Below are 13,687 nucleotides of genomic sequence, written 5' to 3'. Positions count from 1 at the left end.
CGCCATCGCGGCGTGACTCAAACGAAATGGCCTCCGGAGAAGCCGGGGCGATTCACACCGCGTGGCCGACGTCCTGACCCGCGCCAACCCGCGGCTTGAGTACGAGTACGACTTCGGCGACGGCTGGGAGCACACGGTCGTGCTCGAGGAGATCCTCGAGGCGGCCCCGGGCAAGAAATACCCGCGCTGCATCGCCGGCGAGCGCTCCGCCCCGCCGGATGACTGTGGCGGCCCGGGCGGCTACGAGAGCCTGCTCGAAACCCTGGCCGACCCCGGGGACCCGGACCACAAGTCGTCCCATGTCTGGGCCAGCAGCCAGAAGGGCAAGCGCGGCAAGTTCGACCCCGAGGCCTCCGACGAGCAGCAGGTGAAGTTCGCCAACCCGGCGCCGCGGCTCAAGCGGCTACTGGCGTACCTGGCATCCCAGCGCTGACTGCCGGCGGGGCCGCCCCCGGCTATTGGGAGGCCTGCGGGGTCCCAAGAAACGCCGCCACGACGCCAGCCAACTCGGCCACCACCTCCACAAGCCCAGGCGCTTCCAGGCGGCCCCGTTTGAGGAAGGCCCGCCATTGCCTTTGCTTGGCACTGTCCGATGCGAATTCGGCCGTCAGCCCTATCGGGAGGGACGGCGGCATGGGTGTGTTCCGCCGCTCGAAGGTGGCGGACACGGCATTTCGCAGTTCGGCCGGATCGAGACGCCCCTCCCGGGCCAGGCTGAGCAGGTCGAAGTAGTCCTTCATCCGGCTGTTGGCCATGCCGAGCACGACGATGGCCTCCAGTTTCTCCGCAAAAACGGTTTCGCGCGGATAAATGCGCAGCGAGGGCGCGGGCAGGTCCTCGAGCAAGGTCGGCAACTCGGCGTCCTCGGGCCCTGGCGTAACCGCATCTCCGAATCCGATATCCCACTGGACCAGGCACGCGGCGGCGCCCAGGCGGGCGCGCAGATTCACGCGCAGCCCGTCATAGCGGGCCGTCTCGCGGATCTCGCTGACGCCGAGGCCCGAGAGATCGAACACCAGGCCGTCATCGGCCTCTATCGCGCAGAGTTCGCGCACGATGGCTTCGACCCTTGCCGGGTCCGGCGAACCGAACCCGAGGAAATCCGCGTCACGTGTCGGGCGGTGCTCCTGGTCGAACCAATGCCGGAAAAGCATGGCGCCCTTGAGCAGGAAATCATCCCGGTGGCGCGAAATTGAAAGCCGATATAGCAGGCGCTCGACGGCATAACGGTCGAGTGTGAGCTGGAATTCCTCGCCCACCTGCTTCGCATGGTTCAGCAACCGCTGGCGGATCGAGTCAATCCGTGATGGCGAGGGAACGCTCATGCCACCGATTCCAGGTAAGGCCGCATCACATTCGCCATCCGAAACTGACTCGCCATTCGCCAGATTTCGTCGTTGCTCGTTCGACGCTCGCGGCGCACCTGGGCGAGCGCCTCCAGTGCCACGTCCAGACCGATCTTGTTTCGGAACTTGAAACAATCCACGACAGTCCGGGCGACGCTGGTCACGCGCAGCGGCACGCCGTCGCGGGCGTGGGTTTCGATTCCGGCCGAGAGGCCGGCACCCGAATACCGAACGACCCGCAGCGCGGGCCAGTCCAGCAGGGGCGCGTGCCGGCCGGCGGCGATTCCCAGCCAGACCGAGTGCGGTGCCTGTGTCGTGAGCCTGTGGAAGCGCAGCGCCGTCAGGAGGCAGAAAAAGCCGTCGGGCACCCGGCGCGCGACGATCTGCAGCCCCTCGTCCGCCGACGGCGCCCGGCCGGGCAGCGAGTAGACGCCACGCGCCAGCCTGACCAGCTCACCCCGTTTCACCAGGCGCGCGATCTGGGCCCCCTCTAGGCCAGCGGCCCGGAGTTCGCGGGCCCGGGCGCTGCCGTGGGTTTCGAGCAGGTGCTTGGCTTTGGCGTGCGGATCCATGCCGCAAGACTGTTCCAATTGCTATCTATTTGTCAACTATGTGTGTGTTTTTGTAACACACCGAAACCACCTTGGAAGCTGGCCTTTACTCCCACGAATGTGCCGGCCAAAGCCTTGGGCTGGGGCGCAGATTGACTCCAAGCGACGTCGTGCCAAGCCGGCTCGGGTTCGTGCTCAAGCCGGCCAGATCGCTACGGACGACAGGACACGGTCCGCAATCCTTTGCCACCGCTGGCTTTTCACGGCTTCCGAAGCCAGGTCGGGGGTTCGAATCCCTCCGGGCGCGCCATCTCCCCCCTTCCCCTCCCCGTTCCTGCCGTCCGTCGGCTTTCCCCTGGAAAGCTGGCAGGGCCGGCCGTGCCGCCGCGTTTTTCACATTGCCCTCACCCGCAAGCGCCCCCCGCGGGCGGGCAATGTCATCCCCCTTGAGGAAACGCACATGCACAAACGACTCTCGCTCCTGATCGCCCTTTCCCTGGCCGCCCCCGCGGCCCTGGCCGCCAACGGTGACTGGACCGGCTGGTACGCCGGCGTCCACGCAGGCCAGGGCGACTCGGACGCCGAAGCCAACACCACCCTCGGCGGCCAGTGGTCGGTCGAAAGCCAGGCCCTGCGCGACGAAGTCGCGGCCGGCCTGTCGCCCGGCCTCGATGCCAGTGGCTCCGTCTACGGCCTGCAGGTGGGCTACAACCACCAGTTCACCAGCGGCTTCGTGCTCGGCGCCGAACTGGACTGGAGCAAGCTGGGCATCGACGAGGACCGCTCCACCGGCCTGACGCCCACCGCGACCTTCCCCAGCCTGAGCTACGACTACGGCAACGCCATCGAGCTCGACGACAAGCTGGCCCTCAAGGGCCGCATCGGCTGGGCCAGCGGCAGCCACCTGTTCTCGCTCAGCGTGGGCTGGGTGCAGGTGGACGCGCAGGCCTTCGCCGGCATCGTCAGCAACGGCAACTACCTCAAGGCCGGCGTCGGCTCGGATACCCTCGAGGGCACCGAGATTGGTGTTGCCTACCAGTATGACTTCGGCAACCAGTGGTCGCTGCGCGGCGAGTGGCTGATGGCCGACGTCGACTCGCTCGGCTTCGACACCGAATACCTGCCGGGCAGCAGCTTCACGTCGCCGCCGTATACCGAGTCGGTGCGGCAGGAGGCGGACTTCGAGACCCTGCGCCTCGCGCTGAACTACCGCTTCTGATCGGCCGGGCCGGGGTCAGCCCTGGCTGGCCCCGGTCTTGCGGCGCGCGAGCGCGTCGCGGCGGCATCCCAGGAAGCGCGAGGCTTCCAGCCAGTTTTCGTCGGGGTAGTAGGCGAACAGCAGCTGGCCCTGCTTGAGGGTGTCGATCATCTGGCGCGCCACCTCGCGGCGCACCGCGGGGCAGCCGAAGCTGCGGCCAAGGCGGCCCTGCAGCGCGGCGGTGAGCGGATCCACGTAGCCGGCGCCGTGCATCACGATCATCCGGTCGCGCGCGGCGTCGTTCACGCCGGGCTCCAGGCCGTCCATTCGCATCGAATAGCCGTTGCCGCCCTGGTAGGTCTCGGCGGTGAGGAACAGGCCCAGGCTGGACTGATGGCTGCCGTCGCGGTTCGAAAACGCGGTGGCATGGTTCTCGCCGCTGCCCTTGCCGTGCGCCACGTGTTCGGCGAACAGCAGCTTGCCCTCGCGCAGGTCGAACACCCACAGGCGCGGTTCGGTGGAGGGGCGCGAGTAGTCGATCACGGCCAGGCGGTCGGAGGCGGGCGCCGTCTCGGCCTGCATCGCGCACTCGCGCGCTTCCAGGGCCAGGGCCAGCACCTGCGGGTCGGCGGCGGGCGCCGCGGCCGACAGCCGCTCGAGCAACGGTTCGCCGGCGAAGGCGGGCGGCAGGGCCAGCAGCAGGAGCCAGGTCAGGCGGCGGGTCATGGCCATCAGCATACATCCCGGGGTATGTACGCGGCTCAATGGGGCTCGGCCGGCGGTTTTCCATCCCCCTCGAGCACGGTCAGGGCCGCGGCCGGGCGCAACCGTTCATCCGTGACCACCAGGGTGGCGCCGGGGGTGAGGGCGTCATACACCCGGGCCACGAAGGCCGGGTCCACCCGCAGCGCGGCCGCGGCCAGGCTGTCGGCCGGGTCGTCGCCGCCCTCGCCCAGCACCCGCAGCCAGCGCCGGCGGGGGCGCTCGGGAAGCAGGGGGAGCGCGTCGTCCCGCAGGCCGTCGAGCAGGGTGTAGGCCGTGGTGCCGCCGGGCAGCGGGCCGGCCACGCCGACCGGCGCGCGGCCGATCTCGACGCCTTCGCGCAGCACCACCATCTCGCGGTCGCCGGTGCTCAGCACCACGGTGATGGCGCCGGCCGGGGCCGCGTCGGGTGTCCAGGTGTAGCCGGCGCCGGCGGGCGGCGGCAGCGCCAGCTCGGCCACCGGCGTGCCGGCGCGCGGCGCGGCGGGCGGCGGCGGGAACAGCGCGGGGTCGGCCAGCATGGGCGCGCGCCCCGGTTCGTCGATGATCACCACGGTCATGCCGCGCTCGGTCACGCCGAACAGCTTTTCCGAGAACGCCTCCGGCAGGCGCACGCAGCCGTGCGAGGCGGGATAACCCGGCACGCGGCCCGCGTGCAGCGCCACGCCGTCCCAGGTAAGCCGCTGCATGAACGGCATCGGCGCGTCGTCGTAGAGGTTCGAGAAGTGCTCGCGCTTCTTCTGCAGGATGGTGAACACGCCGGTGGGCGTTTCATGGCCCTTCTTGCCGGTGCTCACGGTGGCCACGCCGATGCGCACGCCGTTGCGGTAAACATAGGCGCGCTGCTCGGGCAGGCTCACCAGCACCAGCAGCGGGCCCTTCGGGGCGAGCTCGGGCAACCACAGGTATTCACCCGGCAGCAGCTGCAGCGGTGCCGACGGCGTGGCGGGCGGCGCGGCCGCCAGCGGCAGCGCCAACGCCATGAACAGGCAGGCGCCGATGAAACGAAATACAGGAAGGTTGCAGGCCAAGGCGACGCTCCGGAACAAGCCAGGGCCATGCTAACGGAATGCCGGGGCCGCAAATGAAAACGGCCCGAATCCATTCGGGCCGTGTCTGCGAAGACGAACCAGTTTGTCCCGAACCCACTCTGAAGGTTCCCGGTTCGCCGTGCCGTTGGAGAGAGAGAGATTTGGCGTCGCTGACGGATGCATCTTGAACGTTGTGCATTGCGCTGGCGTGTACATGGATTGCCGCTTGGATTGACGTTGCATCGCGCTTTTCGCCGCTTTTCTGAACCGCGCCGAAACCGCCGCCCGGACGTCCGCTGTTCGCACCCCTGGACATGACCTCCGACCCATGCGGCCCTTGTGGCTCCGTGGAAACTGGCGCTATCCCCCGGAAAAAGTGCCATGAGCCCACGCGCAACCTTGTCCTCCGCCTCCCACCATCGCCTCGGCTTCGCGGAAGCCCTCGCGTTGTCGGGCGACCGCTTCCACTTCGTCACCGCCACCGAACGCGGCGTGCAGATCGACGTTCCCGCCGGCTGGGCTTCGGCCTGGTGGGTGCTGCGCGGTTCGCTCGGCGTGCAGTCGCCGCAGTTCAACGGCGACGTCGCCGCCGGCCGCCTGCTCACCTGGCAGGACGGCGCGATGCGACTGTTCTCGCACGGTCCGGTCGGCGCCATCGGCATCGCGGCCCCCGCCGCGCTGTGGAGCCGCCGCCTGCAGGGCACGCAGGGCGGCCCCGACCGCATGCTGCTGCCCTGGCAGCTCGAGCCCGAACATGAACTACGCCGCCTGATGGTGCGGGTGGCGCGCCTGGCCCGGCAGGGCGAAGCCCGCCACGAAGCCGCGCTCGGCGCCCTGGTGTCGGCGCTGCACGACGCCCAGTGCCCGCTGCGCCAGCACCTCGACGCCTGCAGCGGCCGCACCACCCAGCGCCGCGAACAGGTGCTGGTGCGGCTGATGCGCGTGCGCCACCTGGTCACCTACGGGCGCGAGTCGCGCCTGGACCTGGGCCGCCTGGCCGAGGTGGCGAACTACTCGCCCACCCACCTGATCCGCCTGTACCGCGAGGTGTTCGGCGAGACGCCGGTGGAATACGCCAGCCGCCTGCGCGTGGACCGCTCCTGGACCCTGGTGCGCAACACCCGCATGCCCATCGGCGACATTTCCGAAGTGGTCGGCTTCGAGAGCAAGAGCGCGTTCTGCCGCTCCTTCAAGGCCAAGTTCGGCTACACCACCTCCGAGATCCGCCGCTCCGCCGCGCGCTGACGTCCCGCGGCGTCCGCGCCCAAAGCAAAAGGCCCGCAACTTGCGTTGCGGGCCTTTCTTCTTGCGTGTCCCGGCGCCGGTTGCCCGGCGCCGGGGGTGGCTGCATCAGAACGTCTGCGTGTAGCGGAAGTACGTGGTGCGGCCGTAGGCGTCGTACAGGTAGAAGTTCCACGGACGGCCGTCGAACGCGGTCAGCTCCGGGTAACGGTCGCCGACGTTGGTGGCACCGACGGTGATGGTGCCCTTCCACGGCGCGTTCCAGGTCAGCTGCACGTCGTTGGTGGCATAGCCACCCACCGGGCCGTTGGCGCCGATGTAGTTGATGTTCCAGCCGGCGGTGAAGTCGCCGAAGGTCCAGGTGTTGTACAGGCTGCCGCGGCGGTCCGGGTAGCCGTTGATGTCCAGGAACTCGGTGATGTTGCCCAGGCCGTCGTCAACGTCGTAGCTGTTGATGTACGAAATGGTCAGCTGGTTGCGCAGTTCGCCGTACTTGCCCAGGTCGAAGCTGGTGTTGGCGCGGAAATCGATGCCATCGGTTTCCAGCGTGCCCTGGTTGGCGTAGCCAGCGACAATTTCCTTGATGGAGCCATCGGCGCGGCGGGTGATGCTCATGCCGGGCGGAATCGGACCGTAGGTGACCGGATCCAGTTCGGAGTTGATGATCGCCTGCGGGGTGATTTGGCTGATCGAGTCTTCGATCTCGATGTTGTAGTAGTCCACCGAGAGGTCAAGCCACTCGAGCGGATCCCACACCGCGCCGACGCTGAACTGCGTCGACTGCTCCGAGGACAGGTTCGGGTTGGCCTGGAAGTAGGTGTTGACCTGCAGCTGGCAGGTGCTCGGCTCGCCCACAGCGGCGCAGGACGCCGCGTCGTTGACCGGCTCGGCCGAGAACGCGGTCTTGGCGTTCAGGATGTCCAGGCCCGGGGCGCGGAAGCCCTGGCCGAAGGAACCACGCAGGGTCAGGGTGTCCAGCGGCTGCCAGCGCATGGCGATCTTCGGCGAGAAGTCGTTGCCGTAGTCGCTGTAGCTGTCCCAACGGCCGGCCAGCGTGATGTCGAAGTTGCTGGTGAACGGCAGCAGCCATTCGAAGTACACGGCCTTGGCGTCGCGCGAACCGGAGGTCGAATTACCCGAGGAACCCAGCACCTCGCCGGCTTCCGAAAGCGAGTCGTACAGGTCGACCAGGTTGTCTTCGCGGTACTCGACGCCGAACACGCCGTTGGAGGTGCCGCCGCCCATCTCGAACAGGTCGAAGTTGAGCAGCGCGTAAATTTCGTCTGTGGTCCAGCGGGAATCGCGGCTGATGGTGGCCTGCATGCCCGACAGGACCGCCGGGTCGGCGCTGTACGGGTCGGTCAGGTCGTAGTCGCCGTTGTTGGCGGCGGCATTGGCCAGGCTGGCCACGATGTAGCCACGGCCCAGCTCGGTGTACTTGTAGTCAGTGCGACGGGCGCCGAAGTCGATGCCGATGGTGTCGGTCAGCTGGCCCTGGAAACCCACCAGATAGTCGGCATTGGTGGTGTCCGTGAAGTTGTCACGATTGCCGGCCGCGGCGAAGCGGTGGAAGTAGTAGGTCGGCAGGCCGTCGGTGACGCCGTCGTGGGCAGCGATCAGGAGCGGATTGTTGTTGATGTCCTGCGAGGTGCCGTCCTCGACGCGCACCACGCCCGGGACCGGCGCATAGCGACCGAAGGTCTCGACCTTGGTCATGCTGGCGGAGCCGTAGATGGACCAGTTGTCGTTGATCTGGTGGTCAGCGCGGATAAACACCGACTTGGTGCCGACCTTGGCGTCGTTGGCCGCGACCGAGTTGAAGTTGAACGAGCACAGGCCGTTGGCCAGGAAGTAGAACGCGCCCTGGTTGCAGGCGAATCCCGGTACCGCGCCAAGGTCGCCAGTCAGGCCGTCATAGGCATTGCCGTCGCCGTCGACGTCGCCAAGGTCGCCAGTATCGATCACGCCGTCTTCGTTCGCGTCGACGACGGTCCAGTCGTAGAAGTTGTTGCCGTAGTCGGAGACACCCCGGCCCGAGCCGCCGATCTGGTCACGGGTGAAGACCATGCCTCGCTTCGAGGACGAGGCGCCGCCGATCACGCGGGTGCGGTCGGACGAAGAGCCGAACACGACCGACATGTCCTGCAGGTCGCCGCCCTTCACTTCGGTCGAACCGATGCCATAACGCAGCTCGGCGCCGTTGAAGTCCTTGCGCAGGATCACGTTGACCACGCCGCCGATGGCGTCGGAGCCGTACACGGCCGAGGCGCCGTCGGACAGGATCTCGATGCGCTCGACGGCAGCCAGCGGGATGGCGTTGAGGTCGGTGCCCGACGAAGCGGACATCGGGTTGGTCGGGGCGCGGCGGCCGTCGATCAGCACCAGGGTGCGGCCGGAGCCGACGCCGCGCAGGTCGATGGTGGCCAGCGACTGGGCCGAGGAGCCCGACTGCGGCTTGAAGTTGCCGAACGAGGCGAAGGTCGAGTCGCGCAGCACGTCGGCCACGGAAACGTCGCCCGACGCGTCGATCTGGGCGCGGTCGATCACGATGACCGGCACGGCGCCTTCGATGTCGGCGCGCTTGAGGCGCGAACCGGTGACTTCGATGGTGTCGAGGGTGGCGGCGTCTTCCGACTCCTGCGCGAGTGCGCTGGTGGCGGACAGCGCGCCGGCCGAGACCGCCGCCATGGCCAGCAGCGCGCGCTGGATGGACGCGGAAAGCGTACGGGATTGCATCTTGCGTTACTCCACTACTCAAGGCCGGATGGCCGGAGCAGTGATGTTTACAAGTGCTTAACAATATGACAGTAGCCGGCGTATGCATAAGCCGTGCGCAGGTTGAGCATTTCGGTGTGCCGGGATTCGTATTTCCGGGGCCGGCCGCGGAACGACGCCTTGCAATGGCGGGTGCCGGCTCCTACATTGGCGGCGTGGGACATACCCCCCACCCTATCCAAGGCAGCGACCCCCGATGAGCGCCCCGACCCCGCGCGCCGCAGCCACCGTAACGGTGGCGACGCCATGATGTGGTTCGCCCTGCTGGGCGCGGTGGCCATCGGCCTGTCGCTGGGGCTGCTGGGTTCCGGCGGCTCCATCCTCACCGTGCCGGTGCTGGTTTACCTGGTGGGCCAGCCCGAGAAGATCGCCATCGCCGGCTCGCTGGCCATCGTCGGCGGCGTGGCCCTGGCCGGCGCCATTCCCTGGACGCTCAAGCGCGAGGTGGATTGGCGCAGCGTGGTCTGGTTCGGCATCCCCGGCATGGCGGGCACCTGGCTGGGCGCGGCCATCTCGCGCTGGATCCCGGGCCCGGTGCAGCTGTTCCTGTTCGCGCTGGTGATGCTGGCGGCGGCCTGGATGATGTTCCGGCCGGCGAAAGTCCGGCCCGTGGACCATGTGCACGTGCCGCGCTCGCGCCTGCTGATCGTGCTCGACGGCCTGGGCGTGGGCGTGCTGACCGGCCTGGTCGGCGTGGGCGGTGGTTTCCTCATCCTGCCGGCGCTGGTTCTGCTGGGCGGCCTGGCGATGCACCGCGCCATCGGCACCAGCCTGTGGATCATCGCGCTCAAGTCCTTCAGCGGCTTCGCCAAGTACGTGAGCGTGCTGGGTGCCGCCGGCCTGGTGCTCGACTGGCGCCTGATCGGCATATTCACGGCCGTGGGCGCCGGCGGCAGCCTGGTCGGCCAGCAGCTGGCCGGCCGGCTGCCGCAGCAGAAGCTGAGGAAGATGTTCTCGGTCTTCCTGGTGCTGATGGGCCTGTTCATCATCGCGCGCACCGCGCCGGGCCTGTTCGCCGGCTGACGCCGGCGTATTCTTCCCCTGCTCCTCACGCCACCCCAGGAGATGCCAATGAAAACCGTCCAGGACATGGTCGCCGAGGCCAAGGCCAACATCCGCGAGATCGACCACGAGCAGCTGCTCGAACTGCAGGCCGCGGGCACGCCCGTGGTGGACGTGCGCGAACCGGCCGAGTTCGCCGCCGGTTACATCCCCGGCGCGGTGAACATCCCGCGCGGCGTGCTCGAGTTCGAAGTGGACGGCCACCCGGCCGTGAACTGCGTGAAGGACCCGGCGCTGGGCCATCGCGAGGCCACCATCATCCTCAGCTGCCGCAGCGGTGCCCGCAGCGCGCTGGCGGCCGATGCGCTGCGCCGGCTCGGCTTCCGCGACCCGGTGTCGCTGGCCGGCGGCTTCAATGGCTGGGCGGCGGCCGGCCGCCCGGTCGCCAAGTAAGGAACGACCATGACCAACACGACGCCAACCGGCCGCCGCGGCCTGCTGGGCAAGCTGGCCCTGCTGGGCCTGTCCCTGCCCGCGCTCGCCGCCGCCCGGCCCGCCGCGGCCGCGGCCACGCCGGCGAAGCCGAAACACCGCACCGCCGCGTACCACATCAGCGACCACACCCGCGCCATCAAGATGATGCGCAACCTGGGCGCGCACCGCGCCGCGGACCCGACCGCCGAACTCGTGGTGGTGGCCTTCGGCGGCGGCGTGGACTTCCTGCTCGACGGCGCCATGGACGAGCACGGCAATTCCTACGAGGCCATCGTCGACACCCATGTCGCGGCCGGGGTTAAGTTCCGCGTCTGCAACAACACCCTGGTGGCGCGCGACATCAAGCGCGAGCAGCTGCTGCCCGACGTCGAGGTGGTGCCCTCCGGCGTGGCCGAACTCACCCGCCTGCAGTGCGACGAGGGCGCGGCCTACATCAAGCCCTGACGCCGCCACCGCGGGCGCAAACAAAAAGGCCGGGCCGCCGCAGGGCGACCCGGCCTTCGTTTTGCCTGGCTCAGCCCTTGAAGTGGTAGCTGAACTCGACTTCGTACTGGTCCATGCTCAGCTCGACCGTCTGCGCCGGGTCCAGCGGGTTGCCGCCGCGCACTTCCACCGAAGGCGCGACCATCGCCGACACCGTCCAGCGGTTGCCCTTGGAACCGTGGGCGCGGCTGTAGCCGACGGTGAAGTGGTTCTCGACCACGCCCGGGGCGAGGATGTTGAACAGCACTTCGCTCGAAGGGATCGGCTGGTCGGTGTGGCTGTAGCCGAAGTACCAGGTGGAGTCGGCCGTGGCGCGGTATTCGGCGCCGAGCTTGAACACCGTCATGTCGTCCCAGCCGAAGCCGGCACCGCCGTTCGCGCCGAGCGGCGCCATCATCAGGTTGGGCAGCATCGGATTGGCTATAGAGTCGACGTCGCCATAGGCGATCCACTGCACGTCGAACTCGACCGTCAGCTTGTCGCCGGCATCGAAAGCCATGCCCACGGTGGCGGTGGCCGGGATGTCGAAGTCGCCCTGGTTGGCAAACAGGCCGGCGTAGTCGTCGAACTCGCTCATCGACATCTTGGTCTGGTACGAGGCGCCGAAGCGCACGCCCTCGCCCAGCTGGGTCTGCATGCCCAGCTTCAGGCCCAGGCCGTAGCTGGTGTCGTGTCCGTTGTTGGTGAGCTTGGTCGGGTCGGAAGAAAACGGCGCGAAGTTGCCCAGGCCGCGGGCCTCGAAGCTCTGCAGCGCGATGATGGGCGAGATGCCGAACGAGGAGTCCTCGCCGAAGGCCCGCGCATAGGTCGGGGCGATGAACATCTGCATCAGGTCCACGCCCGCGGTGCCGTCGCCGAAGGTGCCCGGCATGGTGAAGCCCATGCCCGGGGGCACGCTGCCCATGGGCACGCCGAAGGTGGCGCTGCCGCCGAGGTAGCGGGTGTTCATGCCGCCGTTGCCGTACACGGCCACGCCGATCGCGGCGTTTTCGCCCAGCGAACGCTTCCAGCCGAAGTGCGGGATGAGGAAATAGTCCTTGTCGCTGCGCAGCCTGGCCGGGCCGACGCCGAAGGTGCACTGCTGCGCCGACATGCAGGCGCCGGACGGGCCGCCGGTGACTTCGTAGCCGCGATCGGGCGAGAACCAGCCCATGCCCGCGTCCATGCCGTCCTCGACGCCGAGCAGGCCGGCGGGGTTGGTGGCCGGGGCCAGGGTGTCGAGCGAACGGGCCACGCCGGTGCCGGCCATGGCTTTGCTCTGGGTGCCGTAGCCGTGCGAGAAGTAGCCGTTGGTGGCGAAGGCGGATCCGCTCCCGAGCAGCGAGATCGCCGCGAGTATCGCGGTGGTGTGCAACTTGCGGTGGTGGACAGTCGTGCGCATGGTTCCCTCCCCGGGATTTCACCGCCGGCGCGCGAGCCGGTGGCGTGTTTGCCCTGGCCGACCATCGGCCCGTGGCTTTAGTTGTTCCATTGGCAACCGCGGGCGGCGCACGGCGCCTAGCTCCGGCAGTCGTCGCGGCGCGCCGTGCGCGCCGCGTGCAAGGCACGCACCCCCACGCCCGCCGCCATGGCGAGCACGAAGGCGAAGAGTTCCGGCCGGCCCGAGCCGAGGCCGGCAATCGCCGGTCCCGGGCACAGGCCGGCGATGCCCCAGCCGGCGCCGAACAGCAGCGCGCCGACGACGAGGTCGCGGTCTATCTCGGTGCGTTCGGGCAGGTACCGGCGCGGCGCCAGCACGGGGCGCGCCTGGCGCCGCAGCGCCCACTGGAACATCGGCAGCGCCACTGCCAGCGCACTGGCCATCACCACGGCCAGGCTCGGGTCCCAGGCGCCCGCCACGTCGAGGAAACCAATGACGCGCGCGGGATCGGTCATGCCCGCCAGCGTCAGGCCGGCGCCGAACAGCGTGCCGCAGGCCAGGGCGACGACCGCGCGCATCAGCGCCACCCCGCCAGGCGCAGCAGCAACACGGTGCCCACCCCGGCCGCCATGAACACCGCCGTCGCGGCCAGCGAGCGCGGCGACAGGCGGGCGATGCCACAGATGCCGTGCCCCGACGTGCAGCCGCAGCCCAGGCGCGTGCCATACCCCACCAGCAGCCCGGCCAGCACCATGCCGCCCCAGCCCACCTGCAGCTGCATGCCGCCGGTGCCGGCCACGAAGTGGCGCACCAGCAGGTAACCCGCCACCAGCCCGACCAGGAACAGCACGCGCGCCGCGGTCTCGGGCAACTTCGGGTTGGCCAGCGCGTCGCCGAAGAATCCGCTCACGCCGGCGATGCGGCCATTGAAGATGAACAGCAAACCGGCCGAGAGCCCGATCAGGGCGCCGCCGGCGATGGCCTGCAGCAGCTGGGCTTCGCTCATCGCGCCACCCCGGCCCTGCAGGCCGCGCTGCGAAGGGCGCTGCGGGCGCCGTGTGCTAGCATTCCCGAAGCAATTTTGGAACCGCGAACATGCCGACCCCGAGCAAGCGCAAGGCGCCGAAGAAGGCCACCGGCACCGCCGTCGCCACCGTCCAGACCGCCACCGAGATCCGCGCCGCGCACCAGCGTGCCATCGGCCTGCGGCTGCGCCGCGTGGAAGGGCAGATCCGCGGCGTCCTGCGCATGGTCGAGGGCGGCGAGTCCTGCGAGGACATCGCCCAGCAGCTCGCGGCCGCGCGCCAGGCGCTCGACCGCGCCTTCTTCGAAATGATGGCCTGCAGCCTCGAATACGAGATCGCCGACGGCCGGGACGAGGGCCAGCGCCAGGAGCGCGTCTCCGGCATCATCCGCACGCTCAGCAAGTACGCCTGATCGTT

The 13,687-nt window shown here is 68.9% G+C and carries 15 protein-coding genes; 7 read left to right on the top strand and 8 right to left on the bottom strand.

The window, feature by feature from the left end; all coding sequences use genetic code 11:
- Positions 1-61 precede the first annotated feature (61 nt).
- A complete protein-coding gene (locus tag ACE3Q2_RS10405; protein ID WP_374473963.1) occupies positions 62-433 on the top strand; it encodes a plasmid pRiA4b ORF-3 family protein in 372 nt (123 codons plus the stop codon).
- A 22-nt stretch (positions 434-455) separates the two neighbouring features.
- On the opposite strand, the gene ACE3Q2_RS10400 is transcribed toward ACE3Q2_RS10405, so the two are convergent.
- Both ACE3Q2_RS10400 and ACE3Q2_RS10395 read right to left on the bottom strand, forming a co-directional pair.
- Positions 456-1,325 carry a nucleotidyl transferase AbiEii/AbiGii toxin family protein gene (locus tag ACE3Q2_RS10400; RefSeq protein ID WP_374473962.1) on the bottom strand — a complete coding sequence of 290 codons (870 nt, stop codon included), beginning with the start codon at positions 1,323-1,325 and terminating at the stop codon, positions 456-458.
- Entirely contained in the window at positions 1,322-1,918 is a 597-nt protein-coding gene (locus ACE3Q2_RS10395) for a type IV toxin-antitoxin system AbiEi family antitoxin domain-containing protein (protein WP_374473961.1), read from the bottom strand. The genes ACE3Q2_RS10400 and ACE3Q2_RS10395 overlap by 4 nt, the downstream gene beginning before the upstream one ends.
- 439 nt (positions 1,919-2,357) lie before the next feature.
- Between ACE3Q2_RS10395 and ACE3Q2_RS10390 the strand changes: the two genes are divergently transcribed.
- A complete protein-coding gene (locus tag ACE3Q2_RS10390; protein ID WP_231696927.1) occupies positions 2,358-3,116 on the top strand; it encodes an outer membrane beta-barrel protein in 759 nt (252 codons plus the stop codon).
- Positions 3,117-3,131: 15 nt separating this feature from the next.
- Here the strand turns inward: ACE3Q2_RS10390 and ACE3Q2_RS10385 are convergent, their stop codons facing one another.
- Together ACE3Q2_RS10385 and ACE3Q2_RS10380 are read right to left on the bottom strand one after the other, a co-directional pair.
- Positions 3,132-3,827, bottom strand: coding sequence for a murein L,D-transpeptidase catalytic domain family protein (locus ACE3Q2_RS10385; RefSeq protein WP_374473960.1), 696 nt, complete (start codon positions 3,825-3,827; stop codon positions 3,132-3,134).
- Between the two features lie 29 nt (positions 3,828-3,856).
- Entirely contained in the window at positions 3,857-4,888 is a 1,032-nt protein-coding gene (locus ACE3Q2_RS10380) for a L,D-transpeptidase (RefSeq protein WP_374473959.1), read from the bottom strand.
- 381 nt (positions 4,889-5,269) lie between these two features.
- Between ACE3Q2_RS10380 and ACE3Q2_RS10375 the strand changes: the two genes are divergently transcribed.
- The gene (locus ACE3Q2_RS10375; RefSeq protein ID WP_374473958.1) at positions 5,270-6,133 is read left to right on the top strand and encodes a helix-turn-helix domain-containing protein; all 864 of its coding nucleotides are present in this window, start codon (positions 5,270-5,272) and stop codon (positions 6,131-6,133) included.
- A gap of 105 nt (positions 6,134-6,238) precedes the next feature.
- On the opposite strand, the gene ACE3Q2_RS10370 is transcribed toward ACE3Q2_RS10375, so the two are convergent.
- Positions 6,239-8,866, bottom strand: a complete 2,628-nt coding sequence (locus tag ACE3Q2_RS10370) for a TonB-dependent receptor domain-containing protein (RefSeq protein ID WP_231696349.1) — start codon at positions 8,864-8,866, stop codon at positions 6,239-6,241.
- A 285-nt stretch (positions 8,867-9,151) separates the two neighbouring features.
- On the opposite strand from ACE3Q2_RS10370, the gene ACE3Q2_RS10365 reads away from it, so the two are divergent.
- The 3 genes from ACE3Q2_RS10365 to ACE3Q2_RS10355 are packed head-to-tail and all read left to right on the top strand — an operon-like array spanning position 9,152 to position 10,846.
- The gene (locus ACE3Q2_RS10365) at positions 9,152-9,928 is read left to right on the top strand and encodes a sulfite exporter TauE/SafE family protein (protein WP_374473957.1); all 777 of its coding nucleotides are present in this window, start codon (positions 9,152-9,154) and stop codon (positions 9,926-9,928) included.
- Positions 9,929-9,976: 48 nt separating this feature from the next.
- Positions 9,977-10,360 carry a rhodanese-like domain-containing protein gene (locus ACE3Q2_RS10360; protein ID WP_231696347.1) on the top strand — a complete coding sequence of 128 codons (384 nt, stop codon included), beginning with the start codon at positions 9,977-9,979 and terminating at the stop codon, positions 10,358-10,360.
- A 9-nt stretch (positions 10,361-10,369) separates the two neighbouring features.
- Entirely contained in the window at positions 10,370-10,846 is a 477-nt protein-coding gene (locus tag ACE3Q2_RS10355; RefSeq protein WP_374473956.1) for a DsrE family protein, read from the top strand.
- Positions 10,847-10,916: 70 nt separating this feature from the next.
- Here the strand turns inward: ACE3Q2_RS10355 and ACE3Q2_RS10350 are convergent, their stop codons facing one another.
- The 3 genes from ACE3Q2_RS10350 to ACE3Q2_RS10340 form a co-directional block, all read right to left on the bottom strand.
- Positions 10,917-12,266, bottom strand: a complete 1,350-nt coding sequence (locus tag ACE3Q2_RS10350; RefSeq protein WP_231696345.1) for an outer membrane protein transport protein — start codon at positions 12,264-12,266, stop codon at positions 10,917-10,919.
- Between the two features lie 116 nt (positions 12,267-12,382).
- Positions 12,383-12,823 (bottom strand): YeeE/YedE family protein, encoded by a 441-nt coding sequence (locus ACE3Q2_RS10345; RefSeq protein ID WP_231696344.1) that lies wholly within the window; start codon positions 12,821-12,823, stop codon positions 12,383-12,385.
- Positions 12,823-13,251 carry a YeeE/YedE family protein gene (locus ACE3Q2_RS10340; protein ID WP_231696343.1) on the bottom strand — a complete coding sequence of 143 codons (429 nt, stop codon included), beginning with the start codon at positions 13,249-13,251 and terminating at the stop codon, positions 12,823-12,825. The genes ACE3Q2_RS10345 and ACE3Q2_RS10340 overlap by 1 nt, the downstream gene beginning before the upstream one ends.
- An 89-nt stretch (positions 13,252-13,340) precedes the next feature.
- Between ACE3Q2_RS10340 and ACE3Q2_RS10335 the strand changes: the two genes are divergently transcribed.
- Positions 13,341-13,682, top strand: a complete 342-nt coding sequence (locus ACE3Q2_RS10335) for a metal-sensing transcriptional repressor (RefSeq protein WP_374473955.1) — start codon at positions 13,341-13,343, stop codon at positions 13,680-13,682.
- Positions 13,683-13,687 lie beyond the last annotated feature (5 nt).

The organism is Arenimonas sp., from assembly GCF_041913985.1.
GTDB lineage: Bacteria > Pseudomonadota > Gammaproteobacteria > Xanthomonadales > Xanthomonadaceae > Arenimonas.
This window is presented reverse-complemented; position numbering and strand designations above follow the sequence as displayed.

What these genes read in the sequence shown, in the direction of transcription:
- ACE3Q2_RS10400 (WP_374473962.1), bottom strand. Translation starts at nt 1,325, where the DNA reads ATGAGCGTTCCCTCGCCATCACGGATTGACTCGATCCGCCAGCGGTTG.
- ACE3Q2_RS10395 (WP_374473961.1), bottom strand. Translation starts at nt 1,918, where the DNA reads ATGGATCCGCACGCCAAAGCCAAGCACCTGCTCGAAACCCACGGCAGC.
- ACE3Q2_RS10390 (WP_231696927.1), top strand. Translation starts at nt 2,358, where the DNA reads ATGCACAAACGACTCTCGCTCCTGATCGCCCTTTCCCTGGCCGCCCCC.
- ACE3Q2_RS10385 (WP_374473960.1), bottom strand. Translation starts at nt 3,827, where the DNA reads ATGGCCATGACCCGCCGCCTGACCTGGCTCCTGCTGCTGGCCCTGCCG.
- ACE3Q2_RS10375 (WP_374473958.1), top strand. Translation starts at nt 5,270, where the DNA reads ATGAGCCCACGCGCAACCTTGTCCTCCGCCTCCCACCATCGCCTCGGC.
- ACE3Q2_RS10370 (WP_231696349.1), bottom strand. Translation starts at nt 8,866, where the DNA reads ATGCAATCCCGTACGCTTTCCGCGTCCATCCAGCGCGCGCTGCTGGCC.
- ACE3Q2_RS10365 (WP_374473957.1), top strand. Translation starts at nt 9,152, where the DNA reads ATGATGTGGTTCGCCCTGCTGGGCGCGGTGGCCATCGGCCTGTCGCTG.
- ACE3Q2_RS10360 (WP_231696347.1), top strand. Translation starts at nt 9,977, where the DNA reads ATGAAAACCGTCCAGGACATGGTCGCCGAGGCCAAGGCCAACATCCGC.
- ACE3Q2_RS10355 (WP_374473956.1), top strand. Translation starts at nt 10,370, where the DNA reads ATGACCAACACGACGCCAACCGGCCGCCGCGGCCTGCTGGGCAAGCTG.
- ACE3Q2_RS10350 (WP_231696345.1), bottom strand. Translation starts at nt 12,266, where the DNA reads ATGCGCACGACTGTCCACCACCGCAAGTTGCACACCACCGCGATACTC.
- ACE3Q2_RS10345 (WP_231696344.1), bottom strand. Translation starts at nt 12,823, where the DNA reads ATGCGCGCGGTCGTCGCCCTGGCCTGCGGCACGCTGTTCGGCGCCGGC.
- ACE3Q2_RS10340 (WP_231696343.1), bottom strand. Translation starts at nt 13,251, where the DNA reads ATGAGCGAAGCCCAGCTGCTGCAGGCCATCGCCGGCGGCGCCCTGATC.
- ACE3Q2_RS10335 (WP_374473955.1), top strand. Translation starts at nt 13,341, where the DNA reads ATGCCGACCCCGAGCAAGCGCAAGGCGCCGAAGAAGGCCACCGGCACC.